Here is a 12268-nt window from a genome sequence, read left to right on the forward strand (position 1 = left end):
CGCCACATACATTTTCTGCAACGCCATCATCTTTGTCGTCGTTGCAAAATCATTCTTCCAGGGAGCATCGGGGTAGTTGATTAGCAAGCAAAATTGCGTCAACATCGCCAGAATTCATACGTCTAGACAAATCGAAATCGTGACGATGGTCAATTGACCATTTGGAATGTTCGAATGAGTATTTCTCAAGGATGAGCATGTCGAAACGTCTTCCTCCGCTCAACGCACTGCGTGCCTTCGAGGCTGCAGGCCGTCACGTCAGCTTCACCAAGGCCGCCGAAGAGCTTTTTGTAACGCCTGGCGCCATCAGCCGTCAGATCAAACTGCTCGAAGACGTGCTCGGCCTTGAACTGTTCGAGCGCACGAGCCGCGATCTCAGGATACCCGACGAGGCGCGAGAATATTCGATCGCTCTCGGCGACGCGTTCGAACAGATCAACCGGGCTACCAAGCGGCTGATGTCCGCACACCGGGCGCGTTCTCTGCGCATCCATTGCCCGATGACGTTCACGCTGCGCTGGCTGATGCCGCGCCTGCCGCTGTTCCACCGGCTTTACCCGACGCGCCAGATCCAGCTCACGACCACTCTCCTGCCGATGCCGGCCAACCTGCTGCATCTCGGCGATGCCGACGTGGTGATCCAGATGGGCAAGGGCGACTGGCCCGACCTGATTGCGCACAGGCTCGCCGACAGCGCGCTGGTCCCGGTTTGTAGCCAGGCCTACCTGTCGTCGATGGGCGGGACGATGGCGGTCGAAAAACTGAACGAGGCGACGCTGCTGTGCTCGATGGCCCGGCCGGACGACTGGCGCGACTGGCTTGACGCCGCCGGCGGGCACGATATCGACGATCAGCGTGGCCTGCATTTCGAAAGCTCAAGCCTTGCCTATCAGGCAGCCATCGAAGGCATAGGTATCGCCATCGGCCAGATATCGCTGATTGCCGGCGATCTCGTCGCAGGCCGTCTCGTCGCCCCGTTCGACTTCGTCCACGACAACGGCAATGCCTATTACCTGACCTATGCCAAACAGTCGGAGAACGATTCCCGTCTCATGGAATTCCGCGACTGGATCATGGAGCAGGTGGTCGAGTTCGAGGCCTGGCTGGCGGAGTCGCAGGGGCCGGCGGTGCTGGCTCTCAAGCCGAACCAAGCTCAATGACACCGGCTTTTGCAAGTGCTGTGATCTCGTCGGCGCTGTAGCCGGCGATCTCGCTCAGGATCGTTGCAGTGTTGGCGCCGATGCCTGGGGCAGGGCGCTTGATCGCCAGCGGCGCTTCATCGATCTGGAACGGAAAGCCCTTCACGCGTTTGCCGTCGAAGCACTGGATGGCGTGCGACCAACTTTGACCTTCGAGTTTGAGCATGCCGGCGCCGTCCTGAGACGGCGCAGCCGCCAGCCCGATTTCTTGAAGTGATTGGGTTGCAGTTTCGCTGTTCCGCGCCGCGACATGGGCGGCCAGCGCGCTTCGCAATGCGGCGTCGTGCAACTGGATGCTTCGGCCAAGCAAAGTGTTCAGGGCATCGAGGTCGGCAGCACGAACCGAGATGGCGACCCACGTCCCGTCCGCAGCCTGGAAGCAATCCTGCAGCAGGAATGGCTCCTGCGCATTTCCGCTGCGGCGGGTTTCTTCTCCCATCGATGCCGCAACGAAGGTCTCGCCGATGAGGAAGGATGTCAGGTCGCGCTGCGACAGATCGAGATGCACGCCGGGGCCACCCTGATGGACCGAGCGGAGGGCGGTGGTGATCATGCTGGCGGCAAAGATCGCTGCCACCTGGTCCGGATAATTCACGTCCCGCCCGCTGATCACCGGCGCGTCGTCCTGATAGCCGGTTCCCCAGGCAAACCCTGCCACCGCTTCGAGCGTCGAGCCGTAGGAGACATGACTGGCGTCCGGCCCGGTCTCGCCCTGGCTGGAAACCGAGGCGAGGATGATACGGTCGTTGACGGCGCGCAGCGCCTCGAACGAAAGCCCGAGTTTCGGCAGTACGCCGCGGCGGAAGTTTTCGACCACGACATCGCTGCAAGCCACGAGCCGCAGCATGACCTCGCGGCCGGCAGCCTGCTTGAGGTCTATGCTGATCGCCTGCTTGTTGCGGTTGGTGGCCCGAAACAGCGGTGGCATGTCGTCGTCGGCTTTGGCTTCACCGGTTGGCCACAACCGGAAAGGATCGCGATAGGTCGGGGATTCGATCTTGATAACCTCGGCGCCGAGGTCGGCCAGGATCGCAGATGTCGCCGCGCCAGCGGTGATGATGCCGAGATCGAGGACACGGCAGCCTTCAAGTACACTCACGATATGCCGACCGCTGTTGCGACCGGCGTGGTTCCGATCGTGTTGGAGAATGCAGAACCGTTCCACAGCACCGGCAGGCGCGGCGCAAAAATCGTGCCTTGCGCCTTGGGCGGATGCGGTAATTCCTCGAACAGTGCGCGCGCTGCATTGTGTGGATCGTCAAGCGCTTCTTCGGGCGCCCATACCGGTCCTAAGGGGAGCCGGAACGACAGCGCTTCTTCATGCAACTGCCGGCGCGTGCGCGAAAGGAATGCGTGCTCGATGACCTCGGCGAGCTCGACGGCGTTCTCAAGGCGCCCCTGGCGCGTGGCGAACTTGTCCTGGCCGATCCGCTCATCCCTGACCATCATGCGCAGATGCGGCCAGTCCGGCTCCTGGTAGACCAGCGCGATCCAGCCATCGGCGCAACGCACGATGCGCCATTCTGCCGACGCACCGGCGCGCCCCGGTGGCGTTGGCGCATCCGGTTCCAGCGGAACGGCCTTCCAGTTCAGCCAGACGACGATGTCCAGCAGGCTGGCGCGTATCGTCGCCGCACTATCCGAGCCTGGTTCCCTGGCGAGGGAAGCGGAGAGGCCACAGAAGGCGGCAAGGGCGAGCGCATAGGCTTCCTGGTGACCGACCAGTTTCAAGGGCTGGCGCTCGGCGTCGCCCACCATGTTCAGGAAGCCGCCCAGTGCCGCGACCGTGAATTCGGTTGCCGTGATGTCGGTTTCGGCATTTCTGCCGCCGAAAAGCGAAAGCAGTGCGATCTTCTTCGGCAGATCATCGGCGGGGATCGCGCCATGGACCTGAGGGTCGAGGATCGCAACATCGGCCTTGCGCAGGATGCCGGTCAGGAATGCACCGTCAAGGCTGCAATCGACCACCGATTTCCCCGCTGAAAGGAATCGCCGCAGAGCCTCCGGGATTGCGGATGTCGCCTCGTCGGCAGAGGCATGGTCCTCGACCTGGATCACCTTCGCGCCGAGGTCGGCGAAGATGCGCCCGGCCATCGCAGCCGCAAGCCGAAGCGCACCGCCAGGCGGGCCGCTGACGGCCTCGATGACCGTCAGCCCTTCATAGGGACGTGCAGGCTTCATTTCAGTGTGCGTTCCCACAGCTTGAACATCTTTGCCCAGGTCGCTTCCGCTGCCTGAGGCTGGTAGGCGCGTCCGGCGGTGAAGCAGTAGCCGTGGCGGCTGTTGGGGTGAATTTGGCTTTCATGATTACCGCCCGTTGCCTTGATCGCCTGTTCGATCGCGGCAATCGTTTCCGGAGGCGTCGCCGTGTCCGTCTCGGCGAAGCCGAAATAGAGCTCGCCTCTCACCTGCGACATCAGCTTGTGCGGGGAGCCGTCGTCTTCGGTGAAAAGACCGACGCCATAGAGGGACGCGGCCGATGCAAAACGGTCGCCGAAATAGGCCGACAGCGACACGACATAGCGTCCGCTCATGCAGAATCCGACGCAGGAAACCCTGTCGCTCTTGGCGTCCGCTTCACCGTCGAGATAGCCGAACAGGCCGGCGGTGTCCTCGTTGACCGTGTCGTTGTCGATGCTGCGCAGGCACGCGCCGACGACGGCAGACATGCGATCGTCCCGGCGCGGCAGGTCGAAACGCACCGTTCCCAGCCGGTAGTAGAGATCAGGCAGGGCGCAGTAGTAGCCTTGGGCCGCGATGCGCCGCGCCATGTCACGCAGCTCCTCGCGAATGCCGGGGGCATCCATGTAGAGAATGACGACGGGGTAGGGGCCGCCGCCATCCGGGCGGACCGTGAAAGTCGGCATCCGGCCGTGCTTGGTTACGACGAGTACTTCGTTTTCGCGCATCTTATCCTCGGTTCAGCTGCTGGTGTCGGCGGCTTTCAGCTTGAAAGCATGCTGGGTTCTGTCGAGATGACGCCGGTAAGTTATCGATACCGGCCTGCCGATCCAGCTCCCTTGTGGTTCCTCGCCAACAAGATTGGAAACGACGATCGGCCCCTCGGCCAGCCGCACGGCAATGACATTGTAGGGTTGCGGGTAGTCCTCGAAATACTGCCGGTGAAAGACCACCCATGACAGGATGGTGCCTTCGCCGGAGATTTCGGCCCATTCGTAGTCCATCGAATTGCATTCGCCGCAGATTGGTCCCGGCGGATAGCGGAAGCGCTCGCAATGCGCACATCTCGGCAACGCCATTTTCTGGCGTTCCATGCTGTCCCACAGGGGCAGGTCGTAAAGCGACAGGACGCGTTGGGAGTTTGCCATGGCTCAGTGTCCGTAGATGATCGAGACGGCCTTGCCGGCAACGTCGGAGCTGTAGTGGACATGGCGACAGTCGGGCACTTGGCGCTCGCCGGCTTCGCCGCGCAGTTGCCGCACCGCCTCGAGCTGGTGGTTCCAGCCCTGCATGTAGCTTTCCGACAGATGTCCACCGCCGGTGTTCACCGGCAGGCCCTTGGCAAGCGAAATGCCATGCTCGCTCATGAACTTGCCGGCTTCTCCGGTCCGGCAATAGCCGTAGCCTTCCAGCGCCAATGGGATGTGCAGCGAAAAGCTGTCGTAGATCTGCAGTGCATCCATGTCCGAGGGGCCAAGCGAGGCCATCGAAAAGACCTGCTCGCCGACGGCCTGCTGCGCCGGTTGGTAGAAGTCGGTCAGGCGAGGCTCGAGGCTGGTGGCGCCGGTGTTGAGATCGTGCCGCCCGATGCCATGGATCGGCACGGGGGCCCGGCCGATGCGCCTGGCCTTGCCCGCTTCGGCGATGATCAGGGCGACGCCGCCATCATTGATCAGGCAATAGTCGAACAGGTGCAGCGGCTCGCAGATGTAGGGCGAGGCGAGATAGTCCTCGACTGTGATCGGCTTGCGCATCAGCGCCTGCGGATTGCGTGACGCGGCCAGTCTCTGCGCGACGGCAACTTCGGCGAGTTCCGCTTCGCTCATGCCTCGCTCCTGCATGTAGCGCCGCGCCATCAAGGCATAGAGCGCACCTTGCGAGGTGAAGCCCCATGGGGCGTGGTAGATGTAGGACAGGAAGGCCGAACCACCCTGTGCATCGGCGCCGCCATAGTTCACCGCGGCCGAACGCTGGTCATTGCCGTAGACCAGGGCGACGACTTCGGCCTGGCCGGCGTGGATGGCCATGCAGGCTTCGAGGACGGCAAGCATCGCGTCGGCCTGACCGCCCCAGCGGACATCCAGCCCCAGCAGTTCGCAACGCGCTCATAGGCAACCGTCGGCCCGACAATCAGACCATCGACATCCGTCCGGGAGATGCCGGCATCCGCAAGAGCAGCGACAAATGCCTCGGCTGCGTAGCCATAAGAATCATGCGGTTTCTGGCCTGCTCTGACCCGGGCGTGATCCGCGGGCCAGTCCGTTTGGCCAATACCGATCACCGAAGCTGTCTTGGCAGCCATGCCGGCAAGTCTCATCACGCCTCCACGCCCGCGGCATTCGCACACCGCCGCATTCTGCTTCTCTGCACTGTCGTTCATGTTGCCCAAGGGGCGGACAACTGCCGCCACAGTTCTTGGATGGGCCTTGGTCCGTCAACCGACTTAAGCGTAACGTTTGTTGAGCTATTCTCATCCAAGTGGTGGCGCCCATAGCAAAGCGGCGCTGGCCTAGAAGAACTCAACGGTTGGTCAGTTTCTATCGGTTGACGATATGAACAGCATGCCGTGCCCTGTCGCAAAGACCGGTTGCAGGAGGAGCAGGGATGGGGACGCAGTGGATTGAGGCCAATGGTGCACGCTTCCGTTACGAGCATCGGCGGCGCGACGTCGGTACGCTCGTCCTGGTGCACGAAATGGGTGGCCGGCTTGAGAGTTTTGACGGGATCGTGGCGGACCTCGGCGAGCGCTGGAGCGTTCTTCGCTATGATCAGCGCGGTGCCGGCCAGTCTGACCGCATCGCCGGATCGTTGAGCCTGGATACCCCGGCTGCCGACCTTGCCGGCATTCTCGACAGGCTGGAAATCGCTGGACCGGTCGTTGTTGTCGGCGCGGCGCTCGGCGCGTCGGTGGCGATACGGTTTGCCGCAAAATGGCCGGCGCGCGTGGCGGCACTCGCGCTTCTTGCCCCCTCGACCGGCCTTATTCCAGGCAACTATGCCGCAACGATCGAGAAGATCGAACTGCTGGAGAAAAGCGCGCGGGAGGGGACGCCGGCGCAGGCGAGCAATGGCGCGCCGCTGCCCGATCCGGCAAGTTCTGCTGCGACATGGCGCATGCTGATCGGCCTCGATCTTGCGGCCGATCTTGCGGGCCTGCCCTGTCCGACACTGGTGGCAGCGGGATCGCGCGATAGCTTTCGGCCGCCGGCTCATGTCGCGGAAATCGCGGCCCGGATTCCAAAAGCGCAATCGCTTGTTCTGGACACGGGCCATGTGATGGCGATCGAGACGCCCCACCTCGTCGCGGCAACGATCGCGACGTTTCTGAATGGCATCGGTTTCGTGCCTGGCTCTTCAGGATCGGCAGGGGTATCGGCATCGTCGGGCTTGGCTTCCGGTTGAGGATTCCTCACGGATGGGGTCTTTTTAGTCGTTTGACGATTGAGGGGCCCGGCAAGCAACATGCACCATCAGTGAGACTTGGCAGCAACCAAGCCACACGGCTTGCCAACAAGCCGGCCACACAAGGGAGGACTCTTTGAACAATACCCGCCGCACTCTTTTGAGGCTGGCCGGAGCCACGCTGGCGCTGTCGCTGGCAGGTGCTTCGGCTTTTGCCGATCCGTCACAGGAACTCATCGATGCCGCCAAGGCCGAAGGCCAGATGGTCTGGTACACGGGCCTGATCGTTCCGCAGGTCGTGCGCCCGCTGGCTGAGGGCTTCCAGAAGAAATACGGCATCGAGGTCAAGTATGCCACGACCGGAGATGCCGATACCGTGCTGAAGCTGACCAGCCAGGCGCGTGTCGGCAAGATGGAAGCCGATCTCTTTGATACGCCTGGCACCGCGATCGCTCCGCTCAGCGCCGCCAACCTGATCGAGCCGTACCAGCCGCTGGCGCTTGCCGATTACGACCCGATGTTCAAGCCGGCGTCGAAGCTCTATTCGGGCATCTACACGCTGTTCCTGACCACCACCTACAACACCGATCTGGTTCCCGCCGACCAGGCGCCGAAGACTTACGAGGATCTGCTCGACCCGAAATGGAAGGGCAAGATGGTCTGGACCGATACGCGCGGCGTTTCAGGCCCTCCCGGTTTCATCGGCAACATCCTGCAGACGATGGGCGAAGAGAAGGGCATGGACTATCTGCGCAAGCTTTCCCAGCAGCAGATTGCCCGTGACCCGGGCAGCCAGCGCGTCGCTATCGACAAGGTGATCTCCGGCCAGTACGAGATCGGTGTGATGACCTACAACCATCACGCGGAGATCAGCAAGGCGAAGGGTGCGCCGATCGGCTGGGTGAAGATGGAACCCCTGGTTGCCAATCTCGGTGCCATCGCCATCGTCAAGAACGCACCGCATCCGAATGCCGCCAAGCTCTTCCTCGAATATCTGTTCTCCGAGGACGGCGCGCAGATCATCCGCGAAGCCAACTACCCGCCCGGCCATCCGAACGTGCAGGCCAAGATCCCCGCGATCAGCCCCAAGACCGGCAACTTCAAGTTCACCTTGCTGTCGCCTGAGGTTGCCTCGCAGGAAGCCGAGCCACTCAAGACCTGGCTCAAGATCTATGACGAGCTGTTCAAATGACGGCCATCATTGATGGTTCCTCCCAGGACGCTCGGCCCCGGATTTCCGGGGCCGGGCGGCGTTACCGCGATCCGCTCTGGCTGCTGTCGCTTGTGATGGTGGTCATTGTCGGCTGTCTCGTCCTACCGCCTTTCGTCGCGCTGGTGCGCAACAGCCTGTTCGAGATCATGCCCGATGGTTCGTCCGGCGCCTTCACGCTGGAGAACTTCGCACGCCTCGCGGCCAACGGGCATTTTCTGCAGAGCACGATCAATTCCGTTGTCTTCGCCTTGCTGTCGACCGTGCTGGCCATCCTCATGGGTGGTTCTCTGGCCTGGATCGTCGAGCGCACCAATGCGCCGTTTCGCGATCTCGCCTATCTGATGACGGTCGTATCGCTGAGCATTCCAGGCGTCATCTACGTGCCGGCATGGCTGTTCTTCCTCGGACCGACCGGGCCCTTGAACGACCTCTACAGGCTGGCCGGTGGCAGTGGTCTGCTGTTCAACGTCAATTCAATGGCCGGCATGGTCATCATCGAAGGGTTTGGCTGGATTCCGCTGACCTTCCTGCTTTTTGCCGCAAGTTTCCGCATGGCCAATGCCGAGCTCGAGGAGGCAGCCCGCATGAGCGGCGCCAATGTCTTTGAGATGATGCGCAGGGTCTCCATCCCGCTGGCCGCACCGGCAGCCTTCGCGGCAGCGCTGTTCATCTTCATTCGGTCACTGCAGGCGTTCGACATCCCGAAGCTGGTCGGCACCGGTGCCGGCATCAAGCTGCTGACGACCGACATCTATGACAGCATCCGCACCGTTCCGCCGCAGATCGGCTACGCCAGCGCCTTCTCCGTCGCCTTGACCATTGTCGTCGCCGGGCTGCTCTATCTCTACAGTCGCCTCGCCATGAACGCGTCGCGCTTCGCGACGGTGACCGGCAAGGGCTACAAGCCGCGGCCGCTGGCCCTGGGCTGGGCGCGCTGGGTGTGTGGCGGCATCGTCCTGCTCAACGTGCTGATCGTGCTGGTGCTGCCGCTGCTGATGCTGCTCTGGGTCGCCGTCACGCCCTTCATTCGCCCGGTGCGCTGGTCGGCGTTTTCGTCGCTGACGAGCGACAACTTCGCCTTGGTGCTAACCGACGACCGTTATCTGGAACTGGTCACCAACACGCTGATCGTGTCGGCGTCGGCTGCCACGGTCACGATGCTGCTGATGGTGATCTGCGGCTGGCTGGTGGCGAGGCGGCGTGTTTATCACACGGCGCTCGACCAGATGATCGCGCTGCCGATGCTGATCCCCTCAATCGTGCTCAGCGTCGCGATGATGGATCTGGCGCTGCGTTCGCCGATCCCGCTTTATTCGACGCTGACCATCGTCGTCATCGCCTTCGTCGTTCACTATCTGCCGTTCGGCATGCGCTACACCTTCACCGGTTCGCTGCAGCTTCACAAGGAGCTGGAGGAATCGGCGGGCGTCTGCGGGGCAACGCCGCTCGGCATGCTGCGCCGCATCGTGGTTCCGCTGCTGATGCCGTCGATCGTTGCAGGTTGGCTGTTCGTGTTCCTCAATGCATCGCGCGACCTGTCGACGGCGATCATCCTGGCAGGACCCGATACCAAGACCATCGCGGTCGCGATCTTCGACCAGGCCATCAACGGCCAGTTCAGCGAGGTGGCAGCGCTGGGTCTTCTGTGGTCGGCGATGATGAGCATCGTTGCGATGATCTTCTATTTCCTTGTGCAGCGCCGCTCCAGCGGCGGCGGCATCTCGTTCTAAGACATCTCGTTCCGGGATGTTCGGCTGATCACCAGCCGAAAACAAAAGCAGGCGAAACGTTCCGGGCGCGTTGGCCGGAGCGCGGGATTTTGGCCGGCCCGAGGGCGGGCCGCGCGGAGGCAGTGGCATGACGAGTTTTGCCGAGTGGATCGGCCGCAGAAGCGAAGAAGAAGATGTCGTGACGGGACGGCTCGTGGAGAGTTTCCGCGCCGTGTTCGATCCTCATCTCGCCGTCGTGCCTGCGGGTCTGGCGCCGCTCGGCATCCACTGGTGCCTGGCGCCTTCGATCGCCCGGATGGGAGAACTCGGGCCAGACGGTCATCCGATGAAGAACCGGGAACTGCCGCCGGTACCGGCGCCACGCCGCATGTGGGCGGGTGGCTGGATCGAAACCTTCGATCCGCTGCGCGTCGGCGATCGTGTGCGACGCATCTCGACTATCGCCGATGTTGCACGCAAAGATGGGCGTTCCGGAGAATTGTGGTTCGTCGGTGTCGAGCGCGACTATGTGACGGAGCGTGGCGTCGCCGTGCGGGAACGCCACGATATCGTTTATCGGGAAGCGGCCCGACAGTCGCCTCGCACTGCCGAGCGGCTGGCGCGCGAGGAAGCCGAAACAGTGCGACGTTCAAGCCGGGACTGGTCAGTGGCGACGTCGCCGACCTTCCTGTTTCGATACTCCGCCATCACTTTCAACGGGCATCGCATCCACTACGATCTTCCCTATGCTGTCGAGACGGAGGGCTACGAAGGCCTGGTCGTGCACGCGCCGATCCAGGCGACACTGCTTCTCAACCTGGCAGCGGAGGATGCGGGCGTTCCACGTCGTTTTGTCTACCGCGGCGTGTCGCCCGCCATTGCCGGGCACAAACTCACCGCCCGCGCCGGTGCCGGCAAGGAGCGCGACAGCCTCTGGATCGAGGGACCGTCCGGCCGCGTGTCCATGACAGCCAGCGCCGTGGGCCGTTTTGACTTAACCGGGCCGGCTTAGCCCGCGTCACGCCTGGCCAGGCTGGCTCGGGCCGAAGCAAATCAAGCACTGGAGGAAACCATGTCTCATGATCTGCAGTTCTATATCGACGGCGCCTGGGTCGACCCGGTCGAGCCGAGGCGGCTGGACGTCATCGATCCCTCGACCGAGGAGGCTTTCGCCGAGATTTCACTCGGCTCGAAGGCGGATGTCGACAAGGCCGTTGCCGCAGCGAAGCGGGCCTTTGCGAGCTATGGTTCTACCAGCGTGGCGGAGCGGCTCGATCTCCTGAACCGCATCATCGATGTTTACAAGAAGCGCAGCCGGGATCTTGCGCTTGTCGTCTCGCGCGAGATGGGGGCTCCGAGCGAGTTTTCGCTGGAATGGCAGGTCGGCATCGGCCTGTCGCACCTGAAGAAGACGGCCGAGGTGCTGCGCGACTATCCGTTCCGGCAGGCCAAGGGCCGGCAGATGGTGGTGCGCGAACCGATCGGGGTCGCCGGTCTCATCACGCCCTGGAACTGGCCGCTCAACCAGATCACCTGCAAGGTCGGACCTGCGCTGGCTGTCGGCTGCACCATGGTGCTGAAACCGAGCGAGGTCGCGCCGCTCGACGCCATCATCTTTGCCGAAATCCTCGAAGAGGCGGGCGTGCCCAAGGGCGTCTTCAACCTCGTCAATGGCGATGGCCCGACTGTCGGCCAGGCGTTGGCCAACCACCCCGACGTCGACATGATGTCATTCACCGGCTCGACCCGCGCCGGCATCCTGGTGGCGAAGGCGGCGGCGGATACCGTCAAGCGTGTCAGCCAGGAACTCGGCGGCAAGTCTGCGAACATCCTGCTGCCCGACGTCGACTTTTCGGTTGCCGTGGAGAAGGGCGTCGCCGGCTGCTTCGGCAACAGCGGTCAGTCCTGCAATGCGCCGACCCGCATGTTCGTGCCGCGCGATCGGCATGACGAGGCCGCCTCCATCGCGAAGGCGGCAGCGGAGAAGTTCGCGGTGGGACCGGCCAATGCGCCCGACATCGATCTCGGGCCGGTGGTCAGCCAGATCCAGTTCGACAAGATCCAGGACCTGATCCAGAGCGGCATCGATGAAGGGGCGACGCTGCTGACCGGCGGTCCGGGCCGCCCCGCTGGCCTGAACCGCGGTTATTTCGTGCGCCCGACGGTGTTTGCGGATGTCTCGCCCGACATGCGCATATCGCGCGAGGAGATCTTCGGGCCGGTGCTGTCGATCCTGCCTTATGACAGTGTCGACCACGCGGTGGAACTGGCCAACGACACGGTCTACGGGCTCGCCTCCTACATCCAGTCCAGGGATATCGAGAACGCCCGGAAGGTCGCGGCCCGCATGCGCACCGGCAACGTCCATATCAATTACCCAGCCTGGGACGCGGCGATGCCGTTCGGCGGCTACAAGCAGTCCGGCAACGGCCGCGAATACGCCGAATACGGTCTGGAGGATTTCCTCGAGATCAAGGGCATTGCCGGTTACGAAGCCGCCTGACGCAAGCAGTCTCTGGCGCCGGGAAGAGCCTCCTGGCGCCAATCGATCCACGCCATTCCAA

General features: G+C 63.0%; 11 protein-coding genes. 6 read left to right on the forward strand and 5 right to left on the reverse strand.

Translation table 11 applies throughout. The annotated features are described in order from the left end of the window. The first annotated feature begins 197 nt into the window (after positions 1–197). Positions 198–1160 (forward strand): transcriptional regulator GcvA, encoded by a 963-nt coding sequence (gcvA, locus tag C1M53_RS21050; protein ID WP_165358202.1) that lies wholly within the window; start codon positions 198–200, stop codon positions 1158–1160. On the opposite strand, the gene C1M53_RS21055 is transcribed toward gcvA, so the two are convergent. The 5 genes from C1M53_RS21055 to C1M53_RS21075 are packed head-to-tail and all read right to left on the reverse strand — an operon-like array spanning position 1138 to position 5431. Then, the gene (locus tag C1M53_RS21055; protein ID WP_165358203.1) at positions 1138–2298 is read right to left on the reverse strand and encodes a CoA transferase; all 1161 of its coding nucleotides are present in this window, start codon (positions 2296–2298) and stop codon (positions 1138–1140) included. The two genes, gcvA and C1M53_RS21055, sit on opposite strands and share 23 nt — an antisense overlap. Further along, positions 2295–3380, reverse strand: coding sequence for a CoA transferase (locus tag C1M53_RS21060; protein WP_129414007.1), 1086 nt, complete (start codon positions 3378–3380; stop codon positions 2295–2297). Before C1M53_RS21060 ends, C1M53_RS21055 begins: the two co-directional genes overlap by 4 nt. Beyond that, on the reverse strand, positions 3377–4108 hold the full coding sequence (locus C1M53_RS21065; protein ID WP_129414008.1) for a dienelactone hydrolase family protein: 732 nt from the start codon (positions 4106–4108) through the stop codon (positions 3377–3379). The genes C1M53_RS21060 and C1M53_RS21065 overlap by 4 nt, the downstream gene beginning before the upstream one ends. A gap of 12 nt (positions 4109–4120) precedes the next feature. Beyond that, positions 4121–4528, reverse strand: coding sequence for an OB-fold domain-containing protein (locus C1M53_RS21070; protein ID WP_129414009.1), 408 nt, complete (start codon positions 4526–4528; stop codon positions 4121–4123). A gap of 3 nt (positions 4529–4531) precedes the next feature. Beyond that, positions 4532–5431: a thiolase family protein gene (locus C1M53_RS21075; RefSeq protein ID WP_207213028.1), complete on the reverse strand. Its 900-nt coding sequence runs from the start codon at positions 5429–5431 to the stop codon at positions 4532–4534. 553 nt (positions 5432–5984) lie between these two features. On the opposite strand from C1M53_RS21075, the gene C1M53_RS21080 reads away from it, so the two are divergent. The 5 genes from C1M53_RS21080 to C1M53_RS21100 all read left to right on the forward strand — a co-directional run bounded on the left by C1M53_RS21080 (position 5985) and on the right by C1M53_RS21100 (position 12207). After that, positions 5985–6782: an alpha/beta hydrolase gene (locus C1M53_RS21080; protein WP_129414010.1), complete on the forward strand. Its 798-nt coding sequence runs from the start codon at positions 5985–5987 to the stop codon at positions 6780–6782. A gap of 136 nt (positions 6783–6918) precedes the next feature. Further along, positions 6919–7974, forward strand: a complete 1056-nt coding sequence (locus C1M53_RS21085; protein ID WP_129414011.1) for an extracellular solute-binding protein — start codon at positions 6919–6921, stop codon at positions 7972–7974. Next, positions 7971–9725 (forward strand): iron ABC transporter permease, encoded by a 1755-nt coding sequence (locus tag C1M53_RS21090; RefSeq protein WP_129414012.1) that lies wholly within the window; start codon positions 7971–7973, stop codon positions 9723–9725. Before C1M53_RS21085 ends, C1M53_RS21090 begins: the two co-directional genes overlap by 4 nt. Positions 9726–9852: 127 nt before the next feature. Next, the gene (locus C1M53_RS21095) at positions 9853–10716 is read left to right on the forward strand and encodes a MaoC family dehydratase N-terminal domain-containing protein (RefSeq protein WP_129414013.1); all 864 of its coding nucleotides are present in this window, start codon (positions 9853–9855) and stop codon (positions 10714–10716) included. Positions 10717–10776: 60 nt separating this feature from the next. Further along, complete coding sequence (locus C1M53_RS21100) at positions 10777–12207, forward strand: aldehyde dehydrogenase family protein (RefSeq protein ID WP_129414014.1); 1431 nt, start codon at positions 10777–10779, stop codon at positions 12205–12207. The last annotated feature ends 61 nt before the right edge of the window (positions 12208–12268 follow it).

It is taken from the genome of Mesorhizobium sp. Pch-S (genome assembly GCF_004136315.1).
In the GTDB taxonomy this organism is placed as follows: Bacteria; Pseudomonadota; Alphaproteobacteria; order Rhizobiales; family Rhizobiaceae; genus Mesorhizobium.